Below are 26,123 nucleotides of genomic sequence, written 5' to 3'. Positions count from 1 at the left end.
TGACTCAGGTCACGCCCGTGCGGAGTCGGTCTTCGGCGAGATGAGTCCGGCGAGGTCGTCGAGCGACCACGGCGGCTCGGTGGCGTGGTCGCGCCAGGTCAGGAACGTCTCGGTCGGCCGCTCCCAGCGGCCGACGTAGCCTCCCGACCCGGAGAAGACCTCGCCCGTGATCGGGGCCGAGAGGTCGCTGGCCAGGAAGGCGTAGAGGCTGGCGACATACTCCGGTGGCGCAGGAGCGAGGGCACCCTCGCGCATCAGGTCGTCGAGGAGGCCGCGACGGTTGAGCTCGCCGATCGTCTGCTCGTAGTCCTCGCCGGTGGAGAGCCGTGTGCGCGCACCCGGCGTCACGGCGTTGACGCGGATCCCGTGCTCGCGGAGCTCGGCGGCCAAGGCGTAGGTGAGGCTGTTGACGCCACCTTTGCCGGCGGCGTACCCGGTGCCACCGAAGGCGCCGGTGAAGGCGTGGGAGCTGGTGGTCACGATCGTGCCGCGGCGCCGCTCGACCATGCCCGGCACGACGGCTCGGCAGGCGATGAAGGTGGAGTCGAGGTGGGCCTCGATCAGGTCGCGCCACTCGTCCGGCGTGATCGAGAGGATCGAGGAGCCGGGCGGTTCGGCCGTGCCGGCGCAGGTGACCAGGAGGTCCGGCTCGCCTGCGGACTCGACCATCGCCGCGAGGACGTCGGCGTCGGAGGCCGAGCCGGCGATCCCCGAGACCTGCTGCTCGGAAGTGGCGATGGCACGCAGGGCGGCGACGGCCTCGTCCAGTGCCTCGGGGTCGCGGCCGTTCACCACCACCACACCCGTGCCCTCGGCCACGAGGCGATGGGCGACGGCGAGACCGATGCCGCGGCTGGCTCCGGTGACGAGCGCCCTCCTACCGGTCAGCGGTCCGGCGCTCATCGGCCGACCGCCGCGTCCGGCCGGCCGAGCTCGGCGAGCATCTCGGTGAGGACGACCTCGGGGCGGTCGAGGTGCGGGAAGTGGCCGGCGCCCTCGACCAGCACGGCGCGCGAGGGCGGTGCCAGCTGCGGAGCGACCACCTCGAAGAAGCGCGGGTCGAGCGCGGTGTCGTGGTCACCCTGCAGGAAGAGCACAGGGTGCACAGGCTCCGCTGACAGCGCGGACATACGGGAGCCGAGTGCCGTGCGGTAGTAGGAGATCACCGCCCGGGCGTGGGTGACGTCGGGCACCGCCTCAGCGAGGTGGGCCAGGTCCTCGGTGGCGTCGTAGCCGGGTGCCCAGGAGGCCCACAGCCGGCGGGCGAGCCAGTCGAAGCGACGCTCGGCGAGGCCGCGGAGCTGGTTGAAGGCGATGTACCAGGAGTGCGCCGGTTGCCGGATGACCGCGGCGGTCCAGGGCCGGAGCGTCCCGCGTCGTGGGTTGAGGTGGGCCAGGGGAGGGATGGCGACGAGCACGTAGCGGCTGAACGGTGACTCCGCGCGACCGGCCAGCAGGCTCGCCGCGATCGCGCCCCAGTCATGGCCGACCAGGACGGACCGCTCGTCGGCGCCGAGCCGGTCGGCCAGCTCCACGAGGTCCTCGGCGACCGCATAGATCGAGAGGTCGCCGTCGGCCGGCAGCGTCGACGGCGCATAGCCCCGCAGCGCCGGTGCGACCACCCGCCAGCCCGCGGCCGCGAGACCTGGCGCCACGCGGCGCCAGGTCCACGCCGTGTCGGGGAACCCGTGGGCGGCCAGCAGCAGCGGGCCGCCCGGCGGGCCCCACTCGAGCAGGCCGAGGCCGAGCCCCGTGAGCTCGATCGAGGAGGCTCGCGGCTCCGCGAGCTGGTCCACGAGCCGCAGCTCAGATCTTGGTCGGGATGGCGGTCACGGTGCCGCCGTCCATGACGAACTCCGCGCCGGTGACGAAGGAGGACTCGTTGCTGGTCAGGAAGACCACGAAGGAGGCGACCTCGTCAGGCTGGCCGGGGCGGCCGAGCGGGATCGGGATCAGGTCCTCGGGCATGGCGTCCGTGGCAGGCGTGCTGATCCGTCCGGGGTGCAGTGAGTTGACCCGGACGCCTTGGGGCGCGAGCTCCATGGCTGCGGACTTCGTCAGTCCGCGGAGTCCCCACTTGGAGGCGACGTACCCGTGCGCCCAGGGGGTGCCGCGCAGGCCCTCGATCGACGAGGTGTTGATGATCGACCCGCCCCCGGCGGCGATGATCGCGTCGGCCGAGGCCTTCATGCCGAGGAAGGCGCCGGTGAGATTGACCTCGAGCATCTGGTTCCACTGCTCGCGCTTGTAGCGCTGCAGCTGGCCGCCGTTGAAGATCCCGGCGTTGTTGAAGAGCGTGGTGAGCGTCCCGAACTCGTCGAGCGTGTGGGCGACCGCGGCCGCCCAGTCCTCCTCGGAGGTCACGTCGAGGTGCACGTAACGCGCCGCATCGCCGAGCTCGTCGGCGAGTGCCTTGCCCTCGTCGTCGAGGAGGTCGCCGATGACCACCTTGGCGCCCTCGGCGACGAGCATCCGGGCGCTGGCGCCGCCGATGTTGCGGGCGCCGCCGCTGATGAGGACGACCTTGTCGTCAACGCGTCCCATGGGTTTCCTTTCCGAAGGTCGTTGCGAAGGCGCCACGACCGGTGTTGAAGGGCAGATCGAAGAAGGTGCGCAGGCCGGGCTCGGCCGCCACCACGTCGGGGATCGCGTTGACGAGGCGGCCGGCCGCGGTCGCGATGGCGACGTAGTTGTGGTCGCCGATCTCGCTCGTGGGGCAGACGTCGACGCGGTACGACGGCTCGCCGGTGATCTCCACGCGGTAGGAGCCGCCGTCCTGCGCGGGCTGTGGCCAGTCGGGACGCAGGTCCGGGCGCAGCCGGGTGGTGTGGTCGATGACGAGCTTCTCCTCGCCGTCCACCACCCCGATGATCTTGAACCGCAGCGCGGCCACGCCGCCGGCAGGGATGTGACCGGCGGTGATGTCGAAGGCCTCGGGTGCGGGCTCCTGCTCGACGGACTCGCGGATCTCGTCGAGCTCGATGCCGAACCCGGTCGCCAGCTGGCGCAGCGTCACACCCCAGGCAGCGGTGAGCATCCCGGGCTTGAAGAGCATCGGCAGATCGCCGACCTCGCGCCCGAAGCCCATCACGTCGAACATCACCGGCGCGCCGTCGTACGTCGCGTAGTCCGCGATCTCCGAGCAGACCACCCGGTCGATCCGCTGGCACGTGCTCGCGATGGCGAACGGGAGCAGGTCGTTGGCCCAGCCGGGATCGACGCCGGTCGCGAAGACGCTGACGCCGCCCTTCCGGGCGGCCTCGTCGATGGGATCGATCATGGAGTCGGGCAGCGTGCCCCACGGCCAGATCAGCGTGACCGGTGACGTCGCGGCGACGTTGATGCCCGCCTCGGCGAGCTTCTGCACGTCGGCGAGCGCCTCGAAGAACCGGGTCTCGCCGATCGCGCAGTACGTCGCGACGTCCGGGCCGAGCGCGATGCCGGCGTCCAGCGAGTCGATCGCCCTGATCCCGGTGGTCGTGCCCGTGCCGGCGAGCTCACCGGCGTCCCGGCCGACCTTCTCCGGAGTCGAGACGACGACGCCCACGACCTCGAAGCGCGGGTCGGTGAGCAGGTGGCGCAGGACGATGGTGCCGACGTTGCCGGTGGCGACGTGGAGGACCTTGAGCGGCATGACGCGGCCCGTCAGCTCAGGCCAGGCCGAGGCGGCCGGCGAGCTTGTCGAGGTAGGGGAGCACCACATCCGGCTCGGCGTCGGGGACACCCCAGATCAGCTCGTCGGCGACCGACCACTCGGCCAGATCCTCCGGCGTCGGACGCTTGGCGACGAGGATCCGGACCTCGGGCTTGCCGTCGCGGCCGGCGGCCTCCCACTCGACCTGGAGCTGCTTGATCTTCTCGCCGACGCCGGACGAGCGCGGTGTGCTCATCCAGCCGTCGGCGTGGCGGGCGATCCAGCGGGCCGTCTGGGGGCCGAGCTCAGCGCCGACCACCACCGGGATCGATCCCGTCGGCTTGGGGTAGGCCCAGCTCGGTCCGAAGGAGACGAACTCGCCGTCGTACGACGCCTCCTCCTCGGTCCAGATCGACCGCATCGCCTCGAGGTACTCCTTGAGCACGGTGCGACGGCGATCCGCCGGCACGTGGTGGTCGGCGAGCTCATCGGTGTTCCAGCCGAAGCCGACACCCAGCGAGACGCGGCCGCCCGACAGGAAGTCCAGCGAGGCGATCGTCTTGGCCAGGGTGATCGGGTCCGACTCGACGGGCAGCGCCACCGCGGTGGAGAGCCCGATCCGGGAGGTCACCGCCGCGCAGCCGCCCAGCACGACCCACGGGTCGAGGGTCCGCAGATAGCGGTCGTCGGGCAGCTCCTCGCCACCCGTCGGATGCAGCGCCTCGCGCTTGACCGGGATGTGGGTGTGCTCGGGCACGTAGAAGGTGTCGAAGCCCCGCTCCTCCGCAGCCTTGGCGAGTTCGGCAGGGCGGATGCCGCGGTCGGAGGTGAAGAGGACGATCCCGTTTCGCATAGACAGGAGACTAGAACACGTTCTAGATTTCGGGAATGGTCTCCGCTGATTACGTCATCGTCGGTGCCGGTAGCGCAGGGTGTGTGATCGCCCGCCGCCTGGCCGAGTCGGGTGCAAGTGTCATCCTCATCGAGGCCGGGGGTCCCGACACCAAACTCGGCATCCGCAACCTCCTCGAACTTCCAGGCGCCGTCGCGGTCATGCTCGCGACGCCGCAGCTGAAGAAGTACGTCGACTGGGGCTTCAAGTCCGTCCCCCAGACCGCCGCCCTCGACCGCGTCATCCCGATGACGCGCGGCAAGGTGCTCGGCGGCTCCAGCTCGATCAACGGCATGCTCTGGGTCCGTGGCAACCAGCAGAACTTCGACGACTGGGCCGCCGACGGTGCCACGGGGTGGGCGTGGGACGACGTCCGCGACTCCTTCAAGGCCATCGAGGACTGGGAGGACGGCGAGTCCGACCTCCGCGGTGCCGGCGGCCCGATCAAGGTACGCCGACAGGTCAACCTGACCGGCGCCGCGCAGTCGTTCCTCGAGCACGCCCCCGGCCGGCTCGGCGTCGACCTGATCGACGACTACAACGGCAAGGAGCAGGAGGGCGTCTCGATCATGCAGCTCAGTGCTGCCGACGGGATGCGCTACTCCACGGCCAAGGCCTACCTCCGTGACGACAAGGCGAAGACCTACGAGAACCTCGTGATCCTCACCGAGGCGACGGCACTTCGCGTCGTCCTCGACGGTGAGCGCGCCACCGGTGTCGAGGTCCGGGACAAGAAGGGGGAGAAGCAGGTCATCTCCGCAAGCCGCGAGGTGATCGTCTCCGCCGGTGTCTTCGGCTCCGCCCAGCTCCTGATGCTCAGTGGGATCGGCCCGTCCGACCACCTCAGCGAGGTGGGCGTCCACACCCGTGCGGACCTGCCGGTCGGTGACAACCTGCACGACCACCTCTTCGTGCCGGTCTCCTTCCGGATGGATTCGGCCGAGCGACGGCCCACTCCGCTCTACTTCCTCAAGGGCCTCGCGCAGGCGCGGCTCAACCGGAGCGGCTGGGCCGCAGGCTCCCAGTTCGAGGCCTTCGCGTTCGTGAAGTCCCAGTTCGCGCAGTCGATCCCGGACCTGCAGATGCACGTCCTCTACTGGGTCTACCCGTTCCCGAACCAGGACGGTGACAAGCCGGTCCGTCCGGCGACCACCAAGCCGGGCCTGTGCATCCTGCCGACGCTGATCTATCCCGAGAGCCGTGGCACGGTCCGGCTGCGCAGCTCGGACCCGGCCGACAAGCCACTGATCGACCCGGCCTACCTCACCGTGGGCCGCGATGCCGAGGTGCTCCTCGACGGCATCGCCAAGATGCGCGAGGTCATGGCCGGGCTGGGTGACAGCCAGGGCGAGATCACCCCCGGCCCGGAGTACAGCAGCCCGCAGGCGATCCGGGAGGTCCTGCCCAACATCGTGCACAGCGTCTACCACGCCGTCGGGACCTGCCGGATGGGCCAGGACTCCGACCCGCGCGCCGTCGTCACACCGGACCTCAGGGTCAAGGGCATCGACGCCCTGCGTGTCGCCGACGCGTCGGTGATGCCGACCATCACCGGCGGCAACACCAACGCGCCGTCGATCATGATCGGCCACCGCGCGGCCGACTTCCTACTGGCCTGAGCAGGGCATGACTGAGCCCCGGGCGCATGCGCCCGGGGCTCAGTCATGCATTACGCGTGTGCGCCGCGGAGCGGCATCTGCGGCACCGATGCCTCCCGGTCGACCGGCCGCTGGCGCCGCGCTGAGCGCACCGCCAGCACGAGCCCGCCGGCCAGGAGCAACGCGCCGAGCGCGTAGAGGACGAACGGGGCGACGTCGAGCATCAGCACGAGCAGGCGTCGGTTGTCCTTCGCCTCGCTGACGCTGGTCGCGATCTGCTTGTCGGTGAACGCGGCCTTCACCGCCAGGGCCACCGTGCCGTCCGACAGCGTCGTGCTGGTGTCGGCGACCTGGTTGACGACCGCGCCGGTGAGCGGCTCGACGTAGATCTGCATCGTGTTGCGGTAGGTGCCCTGCACCCCGTCGGAGATCTCGGCCACCGTGTCGGGGATGGAGAGCTCGTAGACGTAGGTGGTCAGGCCGTCCAGCTTCTCGGTGCGCTGGTAGGCCGCGGGCACTGCCTTCTGCAGGGTCGAGTCCCAGTAGGGGTAGGTCGTCTTCTTGGAGTTGAACGGGAACTTGTTGACCAGCCCCGTCGCGCTCTTGACCCCGGCCGGAAGGGAATGCGTGTCGGAGACCGCAAGACCGGAGGTCCGCGAGGCGAGGTACGTGTCGGACGAGGCGTTGACGAGCTTGTACGTCGGGTCGTCGGCCTGCACACAGTCGGGCGCACCCGGGGCGGCGATCACGACGCACTTCCAGGTGCCCCAGGCCACGTTGGAGTCGTCGGAGAGCCCGGCGACGGCCGTGGTCTGGTTGAAGATGTTGACCTTCTGGCTTCCGGAGAAGAGCAGCCCGGATTCCGCGGTCCCCGTCATGTGGATCTTGGAGTCGACGTCGAGCGGCGTCTTGAGGACCTGGCCCGGAAGCCAGGCCTGGACGAGCACGCCGGCGGTGACGAGGAACCCGCCGACGATGAGGCAGACGAACTTGATGATGCGCACATTCCCTCCCAAGGATGTGTCCATGTGACTCACGTCACGTCGAAACCATGCGCCCGCGCGGGGGCAATTGCAACCGGTTTGAGGAAATCGGTCTACGGCGTGTCGAGGAGCCCGGTGGCCAGCGCGCGGCTGGCCGGGTAGTCGACCTTCGACACCGGCGTGCGGGGCACGCGGTCGACGAAGATGATTTCCTTGGGCACCTTGTAGTTCGCGATCAGCGCGCGGCAGTGCGCACGCACGTCGTCGGCGGTCAGGTCGTGACCCTCGCGTGCCTGGACGAGGGCGACCACCTGCTGCCCCCACCGCGGGTGCGGTACGCCGACGGCGACGGCGTCGAAGATGTCGTCGTGCCGCAGCAGGGCGGCCTCGACCTCCTCGGGGTGCACCTTCTCCCCGCCGGTGTTGATGCAGACCGAGCCGCGGCCGAGCAGCGAGATCGAGCCGTCGGCCTCCAGGCGCGCAGCATCGCCGGGGATGGTCCAGCGCTTGCCGTCGTACTCCTTGAAGGTCGCTGCCGTCTTCTCGGGGTCCTTGTAGTAGCCGAGGGGGAGCGGGCCCGTGCGCGCGAGCAGGCCCTCCTCGCCGACCTCGGCGAGGGTGCCGTCGGCGCGCAGGACGGCGGCATCGGGGTCGGGATCGAAGCGGGGCGCTCCGGCACCGGCGTCCTGGCCGTCGTCGATCCGCTTGGCCGTCGCACCGGACTCCGAGGCGCCGACCGTGTCGAGGATGAAGCGACCGGGGAGGACCTTCCGCAACTGTGCCCGCACCCCGTCGGAGAGCGGCGCGGACCCGTTGGACATCGCGACGAGCTTCGAGAGGTCCCACCGGTCGGGCTCGGCCTCGAGGGCGTCGGCGACCGGCCGGCCCATCGCGTCACCGAGGAAGGTGAGGGAGACGACCCCGGCCGCCTGGACGAGGTCGAGCAGGGTCTCGGCGGAGAAGGACGGCTCGGTGTAGAGGGCGACGGTGTGACCGCCGAGGTGGCCGTTGCCGAGGATCCACTGCGAGCCGCCGTGCATCATCGGGCCGCAGGCCAGGATGGTCATCGGCGTCTCGAGGGCGATCGCCTCCTCGGCGAGCTTCTCGACCGACTCGATCGGCGCCTTGAAGCGCACCTCGTTCATCGCCGCCGGAATGATGTCCTCGTTGCGCCATACGACGCCCTTGGGACGACCGGTCGTGCCGCCGGTGAAGAGCACGTAATGGTCGTCGCCGGTGCGTCCGGCCGCGCGGCCCCCGAGCTCACGATCGGTGGAGGCTGCCGCCATGGCCGCCTCGTACTCCTCGCCCATGACGAGCACATGCCGCAGGCCCGGCACGACGAGCCCCTTGACGGCCTCGACGTGCTCGGGCGCGACGATCGTCGCCACGATGTCGGCGTTGTCGTAGAGGTAGGTCAGCTCGTCGTGGAGGTACTTGAAGTTGATGTTGATCGGCACCGCGCGCGCCTTGAAGCAGCCGTAGTAGGCCTCGACCCACTCGATCCGGTTGCGGGAGTGGACGGCCACGTGCTCACCGGGCTGGATGCCCTCCGAGACCAGGTGGTTGGCGAAGCGCGTCGCGCGCTCGTCGAGCTCGGCGAAGGTGTAGGGGCGGGCCATGGTGAACACGGCGGTGCGGTCGGGTACGGCGTCGGCCATCGCTTCGAGCACGTCGGCGAGGTTCAAGGGGCGGGTGTCCTGGGTCACACTGCGAGGGTCTCAACCGACTGGACACCTGTCCAGAGTTTGTGCTGAAAATCTTGTAACACGTTCTAGTTCCGTGGTTGAGTGCGCGTGTGAGTGACCTGCTGCTGATCAAGGACCGCGACCGGGTCCGCACGATCACGCTCAATCGTCCCGAGGCCCTCAACGCCTTCAACGAGGCGCTCTACGACGCGTTGACGGAGGCGCTGTTCGAGGCCGATCAGGCCCCGGATGTCGCGGTCGTCCTCCTCACCGGCGCCGGGCGGGCCTTCAGTGCCGGCACCGACCTGATGGAGATGGGGGAGCGGATCTCCAATCCGGACTTCGTCCCCGGAGTGCATGGCTTCGTCGGCCTGATCGATGCCCTCGAGGCGTTCGGCAAGCCGCTGGTGCTGGCGATCAACGGGCTCGGCCTCGGCATCGGGCTCACGATCGTCGGCTTCGCGGACCTCGTCTTCATGTCGACCGAGGCGCGCCTCAAGGCGCCCTTCACCTCCCTCGGCGTGGCTCCCGAAGCCGCCTCGAGTGAACTGCTTCCGCGACTCGTCGGGCGGCAGAACGCGGCGTGGATCCTGCTCTCCGCCGAGTGGATCGGTGCCGTCGAGGCGAAGGAGATGGGCCTGGTCTGGCGACTCTGTGCGCCGGAGGAGCTGGTCTCCGAGGCGTGGCGACACGCGGCGGTCCTCGCCGCTCGGCCGATCTCGAGCCTGCGTGAGGTGAAGGCCGACATCGTGGCGCCGCTGCGCGAGGCGGTCGCCGCGGCCCGGGAACGGGAGAACGACGGCTTCGTCCGGCTCATGGGCGGCCCGGCCAACATGGAGGCGCTCACCGCCTTCGCCGAGGGCCGTCCCGCCGACTTCACCGCACTTCCACCCGGTTGGTGACCCCGCTGTCATGAGGAGAGTCCGATGGTCAAGCCCACACTGAACATGCGCCCTACGGGGTGGTTCCAGGTCGCCTGGTCCGAGGAGGTCCCGGTCGGCGGCGTCCATCGGATGACCTACTTCGGTCATGACCTCATCGCCTGGCGCGGCGTCTCCGGACGGGTCACGATCATGGAGGCCTACTGCGAGCACCTCGGCGCCCACCTCGGCTACGGCGGGACCGTGGTCGAGCGCGACGGTGAGGACGCGATCCAGTGCCCGTTCCACGGCTGGCAGTGGAATGCGGCGGGGCGCAACGTCTGCATCCCGTACGAGGACCGGCCCAACATCGGCAAGAAGATCCGCACCTACCCGGTGCGTGAGGTGAACGAGTCGATCTACCTGTGGCACGACGCGTCGGGGGAGCATCGCGAGCCCTACTTCGACGTGCCGGAGATCTTCACCGCTTGGGACGACGGCCGGTCGGCGGACGACTACCACCGCAGCTATCCCGGCAACGTCCTCTTCGATCCCGCGCAGGAGCTCCATCCCCAGTACGTCCTGGAGAACGGCGTCGACTTCGCCCACTTCAAGTACGTGCACCAGGTCCCGATCATCCCGCAGTTCACCCGTCAGGACTTCGACCAGCCCCTCTCCTACGTCGACTTCACCGTCGCCTTCGAGGGCGAGCCGGGCAGCATCGAGGAGATCGACTCCGGCGTCGAGGCGATCAACGTCGGCCTCGGGTTCGCGATCACCAAGAGTCACGGCATGGTCGACAACCGCACGATGCTCGCCGTCACGCCGGTCGACGACGCGACCTGTGACGTCCGCTTCTCGGTCTGGATCGGCAACGACCCGTCCGGCGGCGGCGAGGCGGACGTCGAGGCGGCCGCCAAGGCCGCCCGGTTCGTGATCGAGCAGGTCGAGGCCGACCTCGTGATCTGGTCCCACCAGAAGTACGCCGACCCGGCGGCCCTGTCGCGCGGCGAGTACCCCGGCTTCACCGCACTCCGCGCGTGGGCCCAGCAGTTCTACCCCAGCAACGAGCAGGAGAAGTCATGAGCCAGTCGATCCGCGTCTTCCAGGTCGCGACCGGCAACGTCGGCAGCGAGATGATCAAGAGGATCGGCCGGCACCGCGACCTCGAGCTGATCGGCGTCCACGTCTACACCCCCGACAAGGTGGGACGCGACGTCGGCGAGCTCGCCGGCCTCGACCCCGTCGGGATCCGCGCCACCGGCACGGTGGAGGAGATCATCGAGGCGAAGCCCGACGTCGTGACCTTCCACGGCGTCTTCCCCGACGAGGACCTCTACATCCGGGTGCTCGAGGCCGGGATCAACATCGTCACCACGGCCGACTGGATCACCGGCCATCACCGCAACGCCAACCATCCGTCCGAGACGGGCCGGCCCTGGACCGAGATCCTCGACGAGGCGGCCAAGCGCGGCGGCGTCACCTTCTACGGAACGGGGATGAACCCGGGCCTCAACCAGATCCTCGGTGTCGTCAGCTCCGCCGACGTCGCTGAGATCGAGCACATCACGACCATCGAGTCGGTGGACGTCTCCTGCCACCACTCCTCGGCGACCTGGCGCGAGGTCGGCTACGGCCGTCCTGTCGACGACCCGGAGTTGCCCTCGATGCTGCGCAAGTACACCGAGGTCTTCGCCGACTCCGTCTGGATGATGGCCGACGCCTTCGACCTCGAGCTCGACGACGTCCGGTTCGAGTACGAGCTCGGCGCCTGCACGAAGGACGTCGACCTCGGCTGGTACCAGCTGCCCGAGGGCTCCCTCGGGGGCAGCTACGTGAAGTACGTCGGCACCGTCGACGGCGTGCCGCGCATCGAGACGCACATCGAGTGGCAGATGACGCCACACACCAGCCCGAGCTGGGACATCAAGGGCTGCTACATCACGCAGATCATCGGCGACCCGCAGATCTACAACAAGCACATGATCTTCCCTGCGCCCGGCGTCGACCTCTCCCGTGCCGAGGACTTCGCGTCGATCGGCATGACGGTCACCGGCCTTCCGGCGCTCAACTCCATCCGCGCGGTGGTCGCGGCGGCGCCCGGCGTCCTCACCAGTGCGGACCTGCCGCTCCGCGGTTTCGCCGGGCGCTTCAAGAAGTAGAACAAGTTGCACTTTCGGCGTAACCCTCCCGCCGTTCCGCGGTTATGTGATGTAGGTCATAAGGACTGTCCGGTCTTGAAGGGATACGCCACGAGATGCGACCGATGCTCCGCTACCTCCGGGTCGCTCTGCTGCTACTGATCCTGTTCGTCCCGGCCGCCTGCGGCGGCTCCCAGATGAGTCCCCAGGCCGTGCGCGCGGCGAACGACGCGGTCGCCGGTGGCACGGCCGGCGGAGCCGCCGTCGCCGACGCTGCGGGCGGCACGACCACGGACGGAACCGCGGCGGGCGGCGTCACGGATCCCACGGCCGGGTCCGGCGCCGCCGCGGCCTCCGGTGGCGGAGCCGCAGCTCCCGCCGCCTCCGGAGGAGGAGCGGCAGCGGCAGCCGGGGGGACCGGCGGCGCCAAGGCAGGCGCAGCGGCACCGGGGAAGGCCGGCGGGGCGGCCGCAGGCGCCGTGGGGTCATGCGCCGGGTTCGCGAACGGCCCCGGGATCACGAGCTCGACGATCACGCTCGGCAACGCCTCCGACATCAGCGGCCCGGTGCCGGGCCTCTTCACCGCCGCGCAGCAGGCGGTGAAGGCGTACATCGCCTACTTCAACTCGACCTCGAGCATCTGCGGCCGCAAGCTCGCGCTGGAGGCCCAGGACACCCGCACCGACGGTGGCGGCGACCAGCAGGCCTACCAGACCCTGTGCTCGAAGTCCTTCGCCGCGATCGGCTCGATGTCGGCCTTCGACTCCGGCGGTGCCGCCACAGCCCAGAGCTGCGGCCTTCCGGACCTGCGCGCGGGCTCGACGACCAACGAGCGTGCGGCCTGCACCACCTGCTACGCCTCGATGGGCAGCAACGCGGCGTACTTCGAGAACGCCCCGATGACCCACTTCATCAAGACGAACAAGGCGGCCACCCAGGCTGCGGCGATGGTCTACCTCGACGCTGGCGGTGCCGCGCAGAACGCCCAGACCGTCGTGAAGGTCGGGACCAAGCTCGGCATGAAGTGGGTCTACAACGCCGGCATCGGCGTCACGGAGTTCAACTACGGCCCCTACGTGCAGGCGATGAAGAGCAAGGGCGTGAAGTACGTCTGGTTCTTCGGTGCCTACCAGAACACGGTGCGGCTGCAGCAGGCCATGCAGCAGGCGGACTTCAAGCCGGAGATCTTCATCCAGGACCCCACGATCTATGACCCGTCCTACGTCTCGCAGGCCGGCGCGGCCGGTGAGGGCACCTACGTCTACATGAACTTCGTGCCGTTCTCCCAGGCGTCCTCGAACCCGGAGATGAGCACGTACCTGAAGTGGTTGCAGCAGGTGGCGCCGGGGGCGAATCCCACCTTCTACGGCGTGATGGCGTGGTCGGCGGCGGCGCTCTTCGTCAAGCAGGCGCAGGCGCTCGGCGGCAAGCTCACCCGGGCGAGCTTCCTCAACTCCCTCAAGAGCGTCACCAACTGGACGGCCGGAGGGATGACCGCCCCGCAGAACGTCGGCGGCAAGATGAACGGCTCCTGTTGGCGCTTCATCCAGCTCAAGGGCGGCAAGTGGAATTCGCTGGGCGGCTATGAGTGCGACGGCGTGACGAAGGGCTGACGTGATGGGCGCCTTCCTCTCCTACACCGTCATCGGCCTCTTCACGGGGGCGGCCTACGCCATCGCGGCGAGCGGGCTGGTGCTCACCTACAACACGACCCGGGTCTTCAACGTCGCCCACGGCGCGTTCGGGATGGTCTTCGCCTTCGTCTACTGGGACTTCAGCCAGCGACAGGGCCTTCCCGGCTGGCTCGCGCTTGCCCTGGTCCTGCTCGTCGTCGCACCGATCGCGGGCATCGTGGTCGAGCGCTTCGTCGCCCGCGGCCTCGGCTCCGCCCCGGTCGGGGTCTCACTCGTGGTCACGGTCGGACTGCTGGTCGGCCTGATCGGCCTGGCCACCCAGGTCTGGAAGCCGGCGGCCCGCAACGTCCCCCAGTTCTTCGACGGTCACCTGATCCATCTCGGCAGCGTCCTGATCACCTGGCACGAGGTGATCACCATCGTCCTCTCCGGCGTGGTCGCAGGCGGGCTCTACCTGTTGCTGAACCGCACCCGGATCGGCACCGCCATGCGGGCCAGCGTCGACAACCCCGACCTCCTGCGGCTGTACGGCGGTCGACCGCAGGTCGTGGCGGCCCTCGCGTGGGCCGTCGGGATGTCCCTCGCCGCCCTCGCCGGCATCATGCTCACCCCGGTGATCGGCCTGCAGTACTACGACCTCACCCTCCTGGTCATCAGCGCCTATGCGGCCGCCATGCTCGGCCGGCTGCGCAGCCTCCCGCTCACCTACGCCGGCGCCATGGCGCTCGGGCTCCTGCAGTCCTACGCGGTGGGCTACCTGCCCGGCACCGGCGACCTGAGCGGGCTGCGGGCCGTGATGCCGACCCTCTTCCTCTTCGCCGTGATCCTCCTGGTGCCCCAGGCCTCGCTGCGGATCGGCCAGGTCCGCGGGCTCCTCGCCGCCCCGGTTCCCAGTGCTCGGAAGAGCCTCGCCTGGGCCGCAGGCACGATCGGGTTCTCGCTCCTCCTCGTCGCCTTCCTCTCCGACGTCAGCCTCCTACGGTGGGGCACGGCGGCGGCGTACGCCATCGTGATGCTCTCGATGGTCCTGCTGACCGGGTACGGCGGCCACGTCTCCCTCGCCCAGCTGTCGTTCGCCGGGGTCGGTGCCCTCACCTACGCCAAGATCGATCAGCCGAACCTGCTCGGAGTGCTCATCGCGGCGCTGGTCGCCGCCCTGGCCGGTGGCCTGGTCGCGCTGCCGACCCTCCGGCTGACCGGCCTCTACCTCGCCCTCAGCACGCTCGCGTTTGCGCAGTTGATGGACAAGCTCATCTTCGCGGCCTCGTGGGCCTTCAAGCCGGGCGGCACGCTGGCGGCCGAGCGACTCTCCGTCTTCGGCATCCGGTTCTCCGACCTCGGGGCGTACGTCGGCGTGATGATGCTCGCGTTCGTACTCGTCGGCCTCGGGGTCCTCGCGCTGCGCCGCGGGCCGCTGGGCCGGGTCCTGATCGCCAGCCGCGACAGCCAGGCCGCGTGCGGCACCCTCGGGCTCGACCTGCGTTGGTTCCGCGTCGGACTCTTCGCCGCGTCGGCCGGGATCGCAGGGCTGGGCGGCGCGCTCTTCGCCGGACTGCGGGGCACCATCGGGGCGGGCGACTTCCAGTTCTTCAACAGCCTGCTGCTCCTCCTGGCCGCCGTCGTCTTCGGTGCCACGTCGGTGACCGGAGCGCTCCTGGGCGGGCTCTTCCTGATGTACCTGCCGGTCGCCCAGTCCGACCACCCGGCGATCGCCGGGCTCTGCTTCGTCGTGCTCGGCTTCGGCGCCGTGGCACTCGGCCGCGACCCGAACGGCCTGGCCAACCGGCTCTTCGGCCTCCGACCGGTCATCTCGAACCGGCTCGTGCCGTTCTTCAACAGGCAGTTCCCCCAGTTGAGTGCGCACTTCCCGACGAAGGAGGAGCGCGATGTCGCTGTTGTCGGTCGATGACGTCACGGTGCAGTTCGGCGGCGTGACGGCCGTGAACCACGCGAACTTCGCGGTGGACGCGGGCACCGTGACCGGCCTGATCGGCCCCAACGGTGCCGGCAAGACCACCTGCTTCAACGTCATCACGGGCCTGCAGACGCCCACGTCCGGGCGGGTGTTCCTCGACGGCCACGACGTCACGCGCGCCGCCGTCAGTCGTCGCGCACGACGGGGGATCGGCCGGACGTTCCAGCGGCTCGAGGCCTTCGGCTCGCTCACCGTGCGGGAGAACGTCCGGGCGGCGCTCGACATCCACCACGGCATGCTCGGCTGGCGGCGCTCCACCGACACCGCCGCCGACCGGCTCCTCGAGCGGGTCGGCATCGCCGCGCACGCCGACCAGCGTGCCGACGCGATCCCGACCGGCACGGCCCGCCTCCTGGAGCTGGCCCGGGCCCTCGCGTGTGACCCGCGCCTCCTGCTCCTCGACGAGCCGTCCTCGGGTCTCGACGAGCAGGAGACGAAGGAGTTCGGGCACCTGCTGCTCGAGCTCGCGGACGAGGGGCGCACCGTCCTCATGGTCGAGCACGACATGGATCTCGTGATGTCGGTCTGCAGCACGCTGCACGTCCTCGACTTCGGCTCGATCATCGCCTCCGGTCCGCCGGCCGAGATCCGCACCGACCCCAAGGTCCAGCAGGCCTACCTCGGTTATGTCGAAGGAGCTGCGTCATGAGCGTGCCCATCCTGGAGGCCGTCGGAGTCCGCGCGGCCTACGGCCGGATCGAAGTGCTCCGCGGTGTCGACCTCCGCGTTCCCAAGGGCGCCGTCGTGGCGCTACTCGGCCCGAACGGCGCCGGCAAGTCCACGCTCCTCAAGGTGATCAGCGGGCAGATGCGCCAGACGGCCGGTGACATCCACATGGCCGGGGTGAGCGTCCGCGACGCCCAGCCGGAGGAGCTCGCGCGCGCCGGCCTCACCACGGTGCCCGAGGGCCGCAGTGTCTTCCCGAACCTCACCGTCGAGGAGAACCTCCGGCTCATGTCGTACGCCGGCGTCCCGGCCGCCCAGGTCCTCGACACCGCCTTCACCTACTTCCCACGGCTCCATGAGCGGCGGCTCCAGATGGCCGGCACCATGTCGGGCGGCGAGCAGCAGATGCTCGCCCTCGCCCGGGCGCTGACGTCGGACCCGGCGCTGCTCCTGCTCGACGAGCTCTCCATGGGGCTCGCCCCGCTGATCGTCGAGGAGCTCTACGAGACGGTCGGCAGGATCGCCCGCTCCGGCGTCTCGGTCCTGGTCGTCGAGCAGTTCGCCCGGACGGCGCTGCGCATCTCCGACCACGCCGCTGTCATGGTCGGCGGCCGCGTCGTCGCCTCCGGAGGGCCCGAGGAGATCCAGTCGATCATGACCGAGGTCATGCTGGGAGGTGCCGCATGAGGATCACCACGCCGATCCGCCGGACGGCTGCCGCGCTCGCCTGCGCCGGCCTGGTCTGGCCGGCCGCGGCCCTGCCCGCGTTCGCGGACGACACCGCCCCGGCGCCGTCGTACGGCGGCTTCGCCGCCTCTGCGACGTCGACGCCGTTCCGGATCGAGGTCTACGAGCCCGCGATCCCGATCCCGGCCTCGCCGCAGGCCGAGCTCAACTTCTCCTACACCCACGTCGAGGGGGCCTCCGGCCCGACGTCCTCGGCCCGGGCCTCGTCGCTCTGGCCCGGTGCGGCCGTCGGTGAGGGCCTGACCACGATCATCAGCCAGGCGGGCCTGCCTCCACAGCTGGCGCCGGCCAACGGCTATCCGGCCCAGGTCAACGCCGCCTTCCCCGGTGACGCCAGCTCGAGCTCCCAAGAGTTCTTCCCCGGCATGGTCGGCCGGGTCAGCGCGAGCGAGACGGGAGCGGTGGCGCGGGCCGGCTACTCGCCCTCGGGCACGGTGGCAGGCGACGAGACCGGCAGCACGCCGTCTGCGAGCGCCAGCCCGAGCACCTCGGCCGGCACCTCCAACCCGCTCGGTTCACTCGGTGACGGCCTCGCTGCGCTGGGCAACGCCCTGAGCGGCAAGACGAACGGTCCTGCGCCGACCGATTCGAGCAACCCGCTCGGCGCCCTCAGCATCCTCGTCGACGTGGGCGGCATGAGCGGCAGTTCGCGGGCGACGTACGCCGCCGACAGCGTCACGGCGACCGCCGTCGGCCAGATCGGCCAGGTGACCCTGCTCGGCGGGCTGGTGAAGCTGGAGGGCCTGACCGTGTCGTCGACGACCGTCGGCAAGGTGGGGGCGGCCACCACGACGCCCACGTCCACCTATGGCCGGATGACGATCCTCGGGACACCGTTCGAGTTCACCTCCGACGGCATCGTGGCCGCCGGTTCCACGACTGCCATCCCGGGCCTCTCCGACAACCCGTTGTCGGCGCTCAAGCAGCTCGGCATCAGCCTCGAGCTGCCCAAGCCCACGAGGAGCGTGGACGGGTCGACGGCCTCCTCGTCCGCGGCCGGGCCGACGCTCACGCTCGACAGCGAGCCGGTGGTGAGCCTGCTCTCCTTGAACAAGCTTCCGCTCGCCGACCTGGTCAACCAGCTGCCCGATTCGGCCGGGCAGGCCAAGGGCCTCCTGCTGGCGGCGCTCGAGGCGCATCCCAAGCTCGTGGTGAAGCTCGGCGAGGTCTCGTCCAAGGTGCAGATCGCGGCGCCGTTCACCGCCGACGGCGCCGGGGCGTCGACGGCCGCACCGGCAGCCCCTGCGCCGGTGGCCGCAGGAGCCGCGGCCGCCGGGCCCGCCTCCGCGAGCGGTCCCGTCGACACGGGTGTGGCCGCGGTGCCGGACAGCTCCGCCGTGGATGGTGCTGCGCCTGTCGGCGCCACCACGCTCACGCCCGTCAGTGCGGCGCCCGGGCTTCCCGCCCTGGGCAGTGTGCCCGGAGCGTTGCTGCTGGGCGGACTCGCCCTGGCGGCCGGCGCGGCCTGGTGGTTGCGCAAGGGGTTCGGTGCCGTCTTCGGCGGTGCCGGTGCGTGTAGTCACGGGCTCAGATCGGGCCTGCCGGACCTCCGAAAGGTGTCGTGATGACGACGGATCAGACAAGGTCGCTGCTCGCGGTGCCGAGCCATGCAGGGCCGGCGCAGCCGCCGCCGACGTATGCCCTCCCGCGGGCCGGGAGTGGGAGCGGCGTCGCCCCGCTCCGGGGCAACAACGCGCAGCTCCTCCACCAGGCGCTGTTCGTCGGGGGCGCGTTGTTGCTGCCGCTGGGCCTCATCGTCATCGGCCTGGGGTGGTACGGGATCGCCCACACGCCGTACGAGTACGACCAGCTCTCCTATCTGGTGTCGGGTGGCATCCTGGGCCTCGGCCTCACCCTGTGTGGCGGGTTCCTGTACTTCGGTGCCTGGATGGCCCGCGTGGCAGCGGACCAGAAGGAGGCCTCGAAGCGACTGGCCGACACCCTCCTCGTGCTCGCCGACGCCGTGGCACGGACGAGCGCGGCGCCTGCGGCGACTCCGGCGGCCCAGGTCGATCCGGGCTCGGTCCTCGTCGTCGCCGGTGCCGGCACGACGCTCCACCGTGCCGACTGTGACCTGCTGGCGGGTCGTGACGACCTGAGCCCTGCCGGCCCGAACCGCGGCGGGCTCGCGCCCTGCCGACTCTGCCTGCCCAACGGTGAATGAGGGTCTGGACACGCACCTCTGGCTGGTCTAAGTTGGACATATGTCCAGTCAGGTGTCTGAGATCCCGCGGCAGGGCCTGAACGCCCGCCAGGCCGAGACCGTCGACCGACTGCTCACGGCGGGCCTGGCCGAGCTCCGCGTGACGGGCCACGAGGCCCTCACGATCCGGAACGTCGCCCAGCGGGCGGGGGTCTCGCCGGCCACGGCGTACACCTACCTCGCCTCGAAGAACCACCTCTTCGCCGAGCTCTTCTCGCGCAAGCTCGCCGCCCGGCCGTCCACGGCCGCCGCTGCCGACGCCACCGTGACGGCCCGGGTCCAGCACGCCGTGCGCGAGCTCACCGAGCAGATCACCGACGAGCCGGCCCTGGCTGCAGCGGTGACGCCGGCGCTGTTGAGCACCGACCCCGACGTGGACCGGCTGCGACTCAAGATCGGTGCCGAGCTGCTCGGCCGGATCCGGGCGGCGCTGGCCACCGACGACCACGAGCCCGACCCGGCGGTGCTCGAGACCCTGCTGCTCGCCTTCTCGGGCGGACTGCTCCAGGCGGGCATGGGGCTGATGACCTACGACGAGATGGCCTCGCGGCTGGAAGCGTCGATCGCCGTGATCCTCAGGGGGAACTCATGACCGCAACCGTGCCGCACGCAGGCGACCTGGTCTTCGACCCGTACGACTACGACTTCCACGAGGACCCGTACCCGACGTACGCCCGCCTGCGTGCAGAGGCGCCGCTCTACCACTCCGAGGCCGATGGCTTCTGGGCGCTGAGCAGGCACGCCGACATCCTCGCCGCGCTCAAGGACGACGTCCGCTTCTCCAACCGGATGGGTGTCTCCCTCGACGCGAGCGCGTGGAACGAGCATGCCCACACCGTGATGAGCTTCCTCGCCCTGGACGGCGACGCCCAGACCCGGCTGCGCCGGCTGGTGTCGGCGGGCTTCACGCCGCGGCGCGTGCTCGCCCTCACGCCCCAGATCCAGGAGCTCACCGACCACTACCTCGACCTGATGCTCGCCCGCGCGAGCAAGGGGGAGGAGGTCGACTGGATCGCCGAGTTCGCCGGCAAGCTCCCGATGGACGTCATCTCCGAGATGATGGGCGTCCCGTCCGCCGATCGCGACGAGGTGCGCCGCCTGGCCGACCTCGTGGTGCACCGGGAGGACGGTGTTCGTGACGTGCCCGCGACCGGGGTAGAGGCCGCGTTCGAGCTGATCGCCTACTACCAGGCGATGGTCCACCAGAGGCGCGAGCAGCCCAGCGAGGACCTCACCTCCGCGTTGATCGAGGCCGAGGTGGCCGGGGACCACCTCACCGACGAGGAGATCATCGGCTTCCTCTTCCTCATGGTCGTCGCCGGCAACGAGACGACCACGAAGCTGCTCGGCAACGCGCTCTTCCACCTGTCCGCCCACCCGGACCAGCTGGCGCGCGTCTTCGCCGATCCGGAGCAGGCCGAGGAGGCGGTGCGCCCGTGGATCGAGGAGACCCTGCGGCACGACACCTCGAGCCAGATGCTCGCCCGGTACGTCGCCGAGGACGTCGAACTCCACGGCCAGACCGTCCCCGCCGGATCCAAGCTGCTGCTCCTGCTGGGGTCGGCGAATCGGGACGAGTCCCTCTTCACCGAGCCGACGACCTTCGACCTCTCCCGCGACGAGGAGGAGCTCTCGCAGATCCTCAGCTTCGGCAACGGCCGCCACTTCTGCCTCGGCGCCAACCTGGCGCGGCTGGAGGCGCGGATCGTCCTCGCCGAGCTCGTCCGGCGGGTGGCCTCCTTCGAGGTCGACGCCGAGCGCGCCGTCCGCGTGCACTCCACCAGCGTGCGGGGCTTCGCCGCCCTGCCGACCACGTTCACCGTCAGGGAGGCGTGATGGCCAGGCTCACCCACCCCGACCGCCGTCCCGCTGTCGTCACCGGAGCCTCGTCGGGCATCGGCACCGAGACCGCCCGCGCCCTCGCCGCTGCGGGCCTGCCCGTCGCCCTCGGAGCACGACGGATCGACGCCTGCGCCGAGGTCGCCGCCGAGATCCGGGCCGCCGGGGGAGAGGCGTTCGCCCACCCGCTCGACGTCACCTCCGACGATTCCGTCGCGGAGTTCGCGGACAAGGTGGCGGCCGAGCTCGGTGAGGTGGAGGTCGTCGTGAGCAACGCCGGCGTCGTGGCGCCCGGCACCCTGGTCGAGATCACCTCCGAGCGCTTCGGCGGCGAGCTCGACGTCAACCTCGTCGGCGCCCACCGCGTCGTCCGCGCCTTCGCCCCGGGCATGGTCGCCCGCCAGCGTGGCGACCTCGTCTTCGTCTCCTCCGACGTCGCCGTGCGGCCCCGGCCCTTCATGGCGGCGTACTCGGCCAGCAAGTGGGGCCTGGAGGGCCTGGTCGGTGCGCTGCAGATGGAGCTCGAGGGCACCGGCGTGCGGGCCTCCGTCATCCGCCCGGGGCCGACCTGGAGCGGGATGGGCTCGGACTGGGACGCCGACGAGGGCAGCTTCGTCCTCAACCAGTGGATCCGGTTCGGACTCGCCCGACACCCGCACTTCCTCAAGGCCTCGGCCCACGCCGAGGCCATCACCACCATCGTCACGGCGCCCCGCGGCGTCCATCTCAGTCTCATCGACGTCAACCCCGAAGCACCCATCCAGAGCACGGAGGAAGCATGAGCCTCGCCGACATCCCTGAGGTCAGCCTGGTCGTCGACGACCAGGCCGAGGACCTCGAGCCGCTGCTCAAGGGCACCGGCCACCTGCCCGAGATGCGGATCGACCCGATCGGCCTCTTCACCCGCGTCCGCGAGGAGTGCGGCGACCTCGGCCGGTTCCGGATCGCCGACAAGGACGTCGTCCTCGTCTCCGGCGCGGAGGCCAACGAGGAGTTCTTCCGGGCCCCCGACGACGTACTCGACCAGGCGGCGGCCTATCCGTTCATGACGCCGGTCTTCGGCAAGGGCGTGGTCTTCGACGCCTCGCCGCACGAGCGGCAGCAGATGCTCAAGTCCCAGGCCCTGCGCGGCGACATGATGCGCGGTCACGCCCAGACCATCGAGGCCGAGATCCGGCGCCTCGTCGCCGGCTGGGGTGACGAGGGCGAGATCGACCTGCTCGACTTCTTCGCCGAGCTCACCATCTACACGACCTCGAGCTGCCTGATCGGCAAGGGCTTCCGTGAGGAGCTCGACGTCTCCTTCGCCCAGATCTTCCACCGTCTCGAGCACGGCACCGACGCGATCGCCTACGTCGACCCGTACGCCGACATCGAGTCCTTCCGGATGCGCGACGAGGCCCGCGAGGAGCTCGTCGCGAAGGTGAAGGCGATCATCGACCGGCGCATCGCCAAGGGCGAGATCCCCAAGGAGGAGCGCGACCTGCTCGACGTGCTGATCGCGGTCGGCTACGAGCCCGACATGGTCACCGGCATCTTCATCTCGCTGATGTTCGCCGGTCACCACACGTCGTCGGGCACGGCCAGCTGGGCGATGATCGAGCTGCTCCGCAACCCGGACGTCATGTCCGACGTCGTCGCGGAGCTCGACGAGCTCTACAAGGACGGGTCGGAGGTCTCCTTCCAGGCCCTCCGCGAGATCCCCGTCCTCGAGTCGGCCCTGAAGGAGACGCTGCGGCTGCACCCGCCGCTGATCATCCTGATGCGGCTCGTCCAGGAGGAGTTCCAGATCCTCGGGCGCGACATCCCGCCGGGCACCGTCATCGCCGCCTCGCCGCGGGTCTCGAACCGGATCGAGGAGGACTTCCCGAAGGCGGACGAGTTCCACCCCGAGCGCTACATCGACCCGCGCCAGGAGGACCTGCAGAACCGCTGGACGTGGATCCCCTTCGGCGCCGGCCGGCACCGCTGCGTCGGCAATGCCTTCGCCCTCATGCAGATGAAGGCGATCTTCTCGGTGATCCTGCGCGACTTCGAGTTCGAGGCGGCCCAGCCGCTCGACTCCTACGACGACGACTTCACCAAGATGGTGATCCAGCTCAAGCAGCCCTGCCGCGCGAAGTACCGGCGGCGGGTGAAGGAGGCCTGATGAAGGTCATCGCCGACCTCGACCTCTGCCAGGGCCACCAGCTCTGCCAGGGCGAGGCCCCCGACGTCTTCGACTTCGACGACGACGCCGACAAGGTCGTCCTCCTCGAGGACCACCCGGACGAATCCCGTCGCGCCGACGTGACGCGCGCCGTGAAGTACTGCCCCGCATTCGCACTCTCAGTCGAGGAGGACTGACCCGCATGAGCGAGAGCACCACCCTGACCAGGGCCGAGATCGAAGAGTTCTGGGAGACCTGGCTCGACATCAACCGCCAGGTCGAGATCACCGGCGACTGGCGGCCGATGGCCGAGTGGTACGCCGAGGACGCGACGTACGGCTGGATGTACTCGCCCGACGAGCACTTCATGGCCGTCGGCCGCGACCAGATCCGCGACTGGGCCATCGGCATCGAGATGGACGGCCTCGACGGCTGGCACTACGACTACGTCTGCTCCGTCATCGACGAGCAGAAGGCGATGGTCATCGGCTTCTGGAAGCAGCGCTCCGGGATCATCAATGAGGAGACCGGTCAGGAGTACGAGATCGTCGGCCTCGGCGGCTCGTGGTTCGGCGTCAAGCGCGTCACCTCCGGTGCCGACGAGGGCACGATCAAGATCGACTGGCAGCGCGACTGGTTCGACATGCCTTCCACCGCCAAGACCTTCATGGACATCCTCAGCGCCGGCAAGGCGCCCGACACCCTGCTCAAGCGGATGTCCGTCACCGGTCACGAGGTGCCCGGCCACTACCACCTCGCCGACCTGCCCAGCACGGTCTGGCCCCCGCCCGTCGAGCGCGGCGACTACATCACCCAGGCCGCGCCGTCGGTTGAGGCTGTCGAAACCCAAGGAGCCAGCGCATGAGCGCCCGCCAGCCCTCGAACCCGCCCGCCCAGCAGTACGTCGACGGCAAGCTCGGCCCTGCCAGCGACGGGGCGACGTACCCGATCCTCAATCCCGCCACGGGACAGGTGATCGGCCAGGCGCCCGACTCCACCGCCGCCGACGTCGACGCGGCCATCGCCGCAGCCCGTCGCGCCTTCGACGAGACCGACTGGTCGACCGACGTCGAGCTCCGCATCCGGGTGCTGCGCCAGCTCCACCAGGCGCTCGTCGACCACGCGCCGGAGCTGCGCGACCTCACCACGGCGGAGGTCGGCGCGCCGGCGTTCCTCGTGGCCGGCCCGCAGTTCGACACCCCCGTCGAGACGCTCAAGTGGACGATCGACATGGCCGAGGGCTACCAGTGGGAGACCGACCTCGGCCTCGGCGTCACGATGGGCATCACGTCCCGTCGCACCGTCCGCCGCGAGGCCGTCGGGGTCGTCGCGGCGATCACGCCGTGGAACTTCCCCAACCAGATCAACCTCGCCAAGGTCGGTCCCGCGCTCGCCGCCGGCAACACGGTCGTGCTCAAGCCGGCTCCCGACACCCCGTGGCTGGCCGCGGAGCTGGGCCGCCTGGTGGCCGAGCACACCGACATGCCGGCCGGCGTCTTCAACGTCGTCACCCCGCAGAACAACGAGGTCGCCGCGCAGCTGACCAGCGACCCGCGGGTCGACCTGGTCTCGTTCACCGGCTCCACCAACACCGGGCGGGCCATCATGGCCGCCGCCGCGCCCACGCTGAAGAAGGTCTTCCTCGAGCTCGGCGGCAAGTCCGCCTCGATCGTGCTCGACGACGCCGACGTCGCGTCCGCTGCCGCCACGACGGCGTTCGCGGTCGCAGTGCACGCCGGCCAGGGCTGCGCCCTCACCACTCGCCTCGTCGTACCTCGGGACAGGTACGACGAGGCCGTGACCTCCGCCGCCTCGACCTTCGAGGCCCTGGGTGCGAAGGACCCTGCCGACCCCGGCACGATCTGCGGACCGGTGATCTCCCTCCGGCAGCGTGACCGGGTGAAGTCCTACCTCGACCTCGCGATCGAGGAGGGCGGCACCTTCGCCACCGGTGGCGACCTCGCCACCCAGGAGGGTGAGCTGGCCGACGGCTACTGGATCCAGCCGACCGTCGTGGCGGGCCTGGACAACACCGCGCGGGTGGCGCAGGAAGAGATCTTCGGCCCCGTGCTGGTCGTCATCGCCCATGACGGCGACGACGACGCCGTGCGGATCGCCAACGAGTCGCCGTACGGCCTCTCCGGCGCCGTCGAGTCCGGCTCGCTGGAGCGGGCCAAGGCCGTCGCGAACCGGATCCGGACCGGCACCATCGGCGTCAACGGCGGCCAGTGGTTCGCTGCCGACGCACCCTTCGGCGGTTACAAGCAGTCGGGGCTGGGACGCGAGATGGGCGTCGCCGGCTTCGAGGAGTACCTCGAGACCAAGCTCGTCGCAGAGCCGGCGTGAGAAGAGAGAGCACAGACATGGGACGTCTTCAGGACAAGGTCATCGTCGTCACCGGCGCCGCGCAGGGCATCGGTGAGGCCTACGCCAAGGGCTTCGCCGCCCAGGGCGCCAAGGTGGTCGTCGCCGACCTCAACACCGAGAAGGGCGAGTTGGTCGCCAAGCAGATCGAGGCCGACGGCGGGAGCGCACTCTTCGTCTCCGTCGACGTCTCGAGTGCCGAGTCCGCGGCCGCGCTCGTCGAGCAGGTGGTGGCGACGTACGGCGGCATCGACGGCCTCGTCAACAACGCGGCCATCTACGGCGCGATGCAGTTCGACCTGCTCATCACCGTCGACTGGGACTACTACAAGAAGTTCATGTCCGTGAACTTCGACGGCGCGCTCGTCATGACCCGCGCCGTCTACCCCGAGATCGCCAAGCGGGGCGGCGGCTCGATCGTCAACCAGTCCTCGACCGCGGCCTACCTCTACTCCGGCTTCTACGGCCTGGCCAAGAGCGGGATCAACGGCCTCACGCAGCAGCTCGCCCACGAGCTCGGTGGCCAGCGGATCCGGGTCAACGCCATCGCTCCTGGTCCCACCGACACCGAGGCGACCCGCACCCAGGCGGGCGACGCCTCGAAGGAGCTGGTCAAGAACCTCGCGATCAAGCGGATGGGCAAGCCCGAGGACATGGTCGGTGCTGCCACCTTCCTGCTCTCCGACGAGTCGTCGTGGGTGACCGGCCAGATCGTGGCGGTCGACGGCGGCCAGACCTTCAGGCCCTGAC

At 70.1% G+C, this 26,123-nt stretch carries 25 protein-coding genes; 18 read left to right on the top strand and 7 right to left on the bottom strand.

The annotated features are described in order from the left end of the window. Window positions 1-9: 9 nt before the first annotated feature. The 5 genes from LH076_RS09180 to LH076_RS09160 are packed head-to-tail and all read right to left on the bottom strand — an operon-like array spanning window position 10 to window position 4,487. Window positions 10-903 carry an SDR family NAD(P)-dependent oxidoreductase gene (locus tag LH076_RS09180; RefSeq protein ID WP_227780389.1) on the bottom strand — a complete coding sequence of 298 codons (894 nt, stop codon included), beginning with the start codon at window positions 901-903 and terminating at the stop codon, window positions 10-12. Continuing rightward, window positions 900-1,796 (bottom strand): alpha/beta fold hydrolase, encoded by an 897-nt coding sequence (locus LH076_RS09175; protein WP_227780388.1) that lies wholly within the window; start codon window positions 1,794-1,796, stop codon window positions 900-902. Before LH076_RS09175 ends, LH076_RS09180 begins: the two co-directional genes overlap by 4 nt. A 10-nt stretch (window positions 1,797-1,806) precedes the next feature. After that, window positions 1,807-2,544: an SDR family oxidoreductase gene (locus LH076_RS09170; RefSeq protein ID WP_227780387.1), complete on the bottom strand. Its 738-nt coding sequence runs from the start codon at window positions 2,542-2,544 to the stop codon at window positions 1,807-1,809. Continuing rightward, a complete protein-coding gene (locus LH076_RS09165) occupies window positions 2,531-3,634 on the bottom strand; it encodes a diacylglycerol kinase (RefSeq protein WP_227780386.1) in 1,104 nt (367 codons plus the stop codon). The genes LH076_RS09170 and LH076_RS09165 overlap by 14 nt, the downstream gene beginning before the upstream one ends. 16 nt (window positions 3,635-3,650) lie before the next feature. After that, window positions 3,651-4,487 (bottom strand): LLM class F420-dependent oxidoreductase, encoded by an 837-nt coding sequence (locus tag LH076_RS09160; protein ID WP_227780385.1) that lies wholly within the window; start codon window positions 4,485-4,487, stop codon window positions 3,651-3,653. Window positions 4,488-4,522: 35 nt separating this feature from the next. Between LH076_RS09160 and LH076_RS09155 the strand changes: the two genes are divergently transcribed. Continuing rightward, on the top strand, window positions 4,523-6,145 hold the full coding sequence (locus LH076_RS09155) for a GMC family oxidoreductase (RefSeq protein ID WP_227780384.1): 1,623 nt from the start codon (window positions 4,523-4,525) through the stop codon (window positions 6,143-6,145). A gap of 50 nt (window positions 6,146-6,195) precedes the next feature. Here the strand turns inward: LH076_RS09155 and LH076_RS09150 are convergent, their stop codons facing one another. Both LH076_RS09150 and LH076_RS09145 read right to left on the bottom strand, forming a co-directional pair. Then, window positions 6,196-7,128, bottom strand: a complete 933-nt coding sequence (locus tag LH076_RS09150; protein ID WP_227780383.1) for a DUF3068 domain-containing protein — start codon at window positions 7,126-7,128, stop codon at window positions 6,196-6,198. A gap of 92 nt (window positions 7,129-7,220) precedes the next feature. Beyond that, entirely contained in the window at window positions 7,221-8,816 is a 1,596-nt protein-coding gene (locus LH076_RS09145; protein ID WP_227780382.1) for an AMP-binding protein, read from the bottom strand. Window positions 8,817-8,905: 89 nt separating this feature from the next. On the opposite strand from LH076_RS09145, the gene LH076_RS09140 reads away from it, so the two are divergent. The 17 genes from LH076_RS09140 (at window position 8,906) to LH076_RS09060 (ending at window position 26,122) form a co-directional block, all read left to right on the top strand. Continuing rightward, window positions 8,906-9,697, top strand: coding sequence for an enoyl-CoA hydratase/isomerase family protein (locus LH076_RS09140; protein ID WP_227780381.1), 792 nt, complete (start codon window positions 8,906-8,908; stop codon window positions 9,695-9,697). A gap of 24 nt (window positions 9,698-9,721) precedes the next feature. Continuing rightward, entirely contained in the window at window positions 9,722-10,741 is a 1,020-nt protein-coding gene (locus LH076_RS09135) for a Rieske 2Fe-2S domain-containing protein (protein ID WP_227780380.1), read from the top strand. Further along, complete coding sequence (locus tag LH076_RS09130; RefSeq protein WP_227780379.1) at window positions 10,738-11,817, top strand: hypothetical protein; 1,080 nt, start codon at window positions 10,738-10,740, stop codon at window positions 11,815-11,817. Before LH076_RS09135 ends, LH076_RS09130 begins: the two co-directional genes overlap by 4 nt. 104 nt (window positions 11,818-11,921) lie before the next feature. Beyond that, window positions 11,922-13,409: an ABC transporter substrate-binding protein gene (locus tag LH076_RS09125; RefSeq protein WP_227780378.1), complete on the top strand. Its 1,488-nt coding sequence runs from the start codon at window positions 11,922-11,924 to the stop codon at window positions 13,407-13,409. 4 nt (window positions 13,410-13,413) lie between these two features. Further along, a complete protein-coding gene (locus LH076_RS09120; RefSeq protein ID WP_227780377.1) occupies window positions 13,414-15,339 on the top strand; it encodes an ABC transporter permease in 1,926 nt (641 codons plus the stop codon). Continuing rightward, window positions 15,317-16,054, top strand: coding sequence for an ABC transporter ATP-binding protein (locus tag LH076_RS09115; RefSeq protein ID WP_227780376.1), 738 nt, complete (start codon window positions 15,317-15,319; stop codon window positions 16,052-16,054). The genes LH076_RS09120 and LH076_RS09115 overlap by 23 nt, the downstream gene beginning before the upstream one ends. Then, the gene (locus tag LH076_RS09110) at window positions 16,051-16,758 is read left to right on the top strand and encodes an ABC transporter ATP-binding protein (protein ID WP_227780375.1); all 708 of its coding nucleotides are present in this window, start codon (window positions 16,051-16,053) and stop codon (window positions 16,756-16,758) included. The genes LH076_RS09115 and LH076_RS09110 overlap by 4 nt, the downstream gene beginning before the upstream one ends. After that, window positions 16,755-18,383 (top strand): hypothetical protein, encoded by a 1,629-nt coding sequence (locus tag LH076_RS09105; RefSeq protein ID WP_227780374.1) that lies wholly within the window; start codon window positions 16,755-16,757, stop codon window positions 18,381-18,383. The genes LH076_RS09110 and LH076_RS09105 overlap by 4 nt, the downstream gene beginning before the upstream one ends. Further along, window positions 18,383-18,982 (top strand): hypothetical protein, encoded by a 600-nt coding sequence (locus LH076_RS09100; protein WP_227780373.1) that lies wholly within the window; start codon window positions 18,383-18,385, stop codon window positions 18,980-18,982. The genes LH076_RS09105 and LH076_RS09100 overlap by 1 nt, the downstream gene beginning before the upstream one ends. A 40-nt stretch (window positions 18,983-19,022) precedes the next feature. Further along, window positions 19,023-19,613: a TetR/AcrR family transcriptional regulator gene (locus LH076_RS09095; RefSeq protein ID WP_227780372.1), complete on the top strand. Its 591-nt coding sequence runs from the start codon at window positions 19,023-19,025 to the stop codon at window positions 19,611-19,613. Then, window positions 19,610-20,857: a cytochrome P450 gene (locus tag LH076_RS09090; protein ID WP_227780371.1), complete on the top strand. Its 1,248-nt coding sequence runs from the start codon at window positions 19,610-19,612 to the stop codon at window positions 20,855-20,857. The genes LH076_RS09095 and LH076_RS09090 overlap by 4 nt, the downstream gene beginning before the upstream one ends. After that, window positions 20,857-21,642: an SDR family oxidoreductase gene (locus LH076_RS09085; protein ID WP_227780370.1), complete on the top strand. Its 786-nt coding sequence runs from the start codon at window positions 20,857-20,859 to the stop codon at window positions 21,640-21,642. Before LH076_RS09090 ends, LH076_RS09085 begins: the two co-directional genes overlap by 1 nt. Further along, a complete protein-coding gene (locus LH076_RS09080) occupies window positions 21,639-23,009 on the top strand; it encodes a cytochrome P450 (RefSeq protein WP_227780369.1) in 1,371 nt (456 codons plus the stop codon). Before LH076_RS09085 ends, LH076_RS09080 begins: the two co-directional genes overlap by 4 nt. Then, window positions 23,009-23,206 carry a ferredoxin gene (locus tag LH076_RS09075; protein ID WP_227780368.1) on the top strand — a complete coding sequence of 66 codons (198 nt, stop codon included), beginning with the start codon at window positions 23,009-23,011 and terminating at the stop codon, window positions 23,204-23,206. Before LH076_RS09080 ends, LH076_RS09075 begins: the two co-directional genes overlap by 1 nt. Window positions 23,207-23,211: 5 nt before the next feature. Next, window positions 23,212-23,874 carry a hypothetical protein gene (locus LH076_RS09070; protein ID WP_227780367.1) on the top strand — a complete coding sequence of 221 codons (663 nt, stop codon included), beginning with the start codon at window positions 23,212-23,214 and terminating at the stop codon, window positions 23,872-23,874. Further along, window positions 23,871-25,355, top strand: a complete 1,485-nt coding sequence (locus LH076_RS09065) for an aldehyde dehydrogenase (protein ID WP_227780366.1) — start codon at window positions 23,871-23,873, stop codon at window positions 25,353-25,355. The genes LH076_RS09070 and LH076_RS09065 overlap by 4 nt, the downstream gene beginning before the upstream one ends. 17 nt (window positions 25,356-25,372) lie before the next feature. Next, window positions 25,373-26,122 (top strand): SDR family oxidoreductase, encoded by a 750-nt coding sequence (locus tag LH076_RS09060; protein ID WP_227780365.1) that lies wholly within the window; start codon window positions 25,373-25,375, stop codon window positions 26,120-26,122. Window position 26,123 lies beyond the last annotated feature (1 nt).

It is taken from the genome of Nocardioides sp. Kera G14 (assembly GCF_020715565.1).
GTDB lineage: Bacteria > Actinomycetota > Actinomycetes > Propionibacteriales > Nocardioidaceae > Nocardioides.
The sequence above is the reverse complement of the archived record's forward strand: the minus strand, read 5'-3'. Positions and strand labels throughout refer to the sequence as shown.

Coding starts and splice junctions, on each gene's coding strand:
- LH076_RS09115 (WP_227780376.1), top strand. CDS start 15,317: ATGTCGCTGTTGTCGGTCGATGACGTCACGGTGCAGTTCGGCGGCGTG.
- LH076_RS09090 (WP_227780371.1), top strand. CDS start 19,610: ATGACCGCAACCGTGCCGCACGCAGGCGACCTGGTCTTCGACCCGTAC.
- LH076_RS09070 (WP_227780367.1), top strand. CDS start 23,212: ATGAGCGAGAGCACCACCCTGACCAGGGCCGAGATCGAAGAGTTCTGG.
- LH076_RS09065 (WP_227780366.1), top strand. CDS start 23,871: ATGAGCGCCCGCCAGCCCTCGAACCCGCCCGCCCAGCAGTACGTCGAC.
- LH076_RS09085 (WP_227780370.1), top strand. CDS start 20,857: ATGGCCAGGCTCACCCACCCCGACCGCCGTCCCGCTGTCGTCACCGGA.
- LH076_RS09075 (WP_227780368.1), top strand. CDS start 23,009: ATGAAGGTCATCGCCGACCTCGACCTCTGCCAGGGCCACCAGCTCTGC.
- LH076_RS09095 (WP_227780372.1), top strand. CDS start 19,023: ATGTCCAGTCAGGTGTCTGAGATCCCGCGGCAGGGCCTGAACGCCCGC.
- LH076_RS09180 (WP_227780389.1), bottom strand. CDS start 903: ATGAGCGCCGGACCGCTGACCGGTAGGAGGGCGCTCGTCACCGGAGCC.
- LH076_RS09060 (WP_227780365.1), top strand. CDS start 25,373: ATGGGACGTCTTCAGGACAAGGTCATCGTCGTCACCGGCGCCGCGCAG.
- LH076_RS09170 (WP_227780387.1), bottom strand. CDS start 2,544: ATGGGACGCGTTGACGACAAGGTCGTCCTCATCAGCGGCGGCGCCCGC.
- LH076_RS09160 (WP_227780385.1), bottom strand. CDS start 4,487: ATGCGAAACGGGATCGTCCTCTTCACCTCCGACCGCGGCATCCGCCCT.
- LH076_RS09105 (WP_227780374.1), top strand. CDS start 16,755: ATGAGGATCACCACGCCGATCCGCCGGACGGCTGCCGCGCTCGCCTGC.
- LH076_RS09155 (WP_227780384.1), top strand. CDS start 4,523: ATGGTCTCCGCTGATTACGTCATCGTCGGTGCCGGTAGCGCAGGGTGT.
- LH076_RS09135 (WP_227780380.1), top strand. CDS start 9,722: ATGGTCAAGCCCACACTGAACATGCGCCCTACGGGGTGGTTCCAGGTC.
- LH076_RS09125 (WP_227780378.1), top strand. CDS start 11,922: ATGCTCCGCTACCTCCGGGTCGCTCTGCTGCTACTGATCCTGTTCGTC.
- LH076_RS09130 (WP_227780379.1), top strand. CDS start 10,738: ATGAGCCAGTCGATCCGCGTCTTCCAGGTCGCGACCGGCAACGTCGGC.
- LH076_RS09100 (WP_227780373.1), top strand. CDS start 18,383: ATGACGACGGATCAGACAAGGTCGCTGCTCGCGGTGCCGAGCCATGCA.
- LH076_RS09165 (WP_227780386.1), bottom strand. CDS start 3,634: ATGCCGCTCAAGGTCCTCCACGTCGCCACCGGCAACGTCGGCACCATC.
- LH076_RS09080 (WP_227780369.1), top strand. CDS start 21,639: ATGAGCCTCGCCGACATCCCTGAGGTCAGCCTGGTCGTCGACGACCAG.
- LH076_RS09110 (WP_227780375.1), top strand. CDS start 16,051: ATGAGCGTGCCCATCCTGGAGGCCGTCGGAGTCCGCGCGGCCTACGGC.
- LH076_RS09120 (WP_227780377.1), top strand. CDS start 13,414: ATGGGCGCCTTCCTCTCCTACACCGTCATCGGCCTCTTCACGGGGGCG.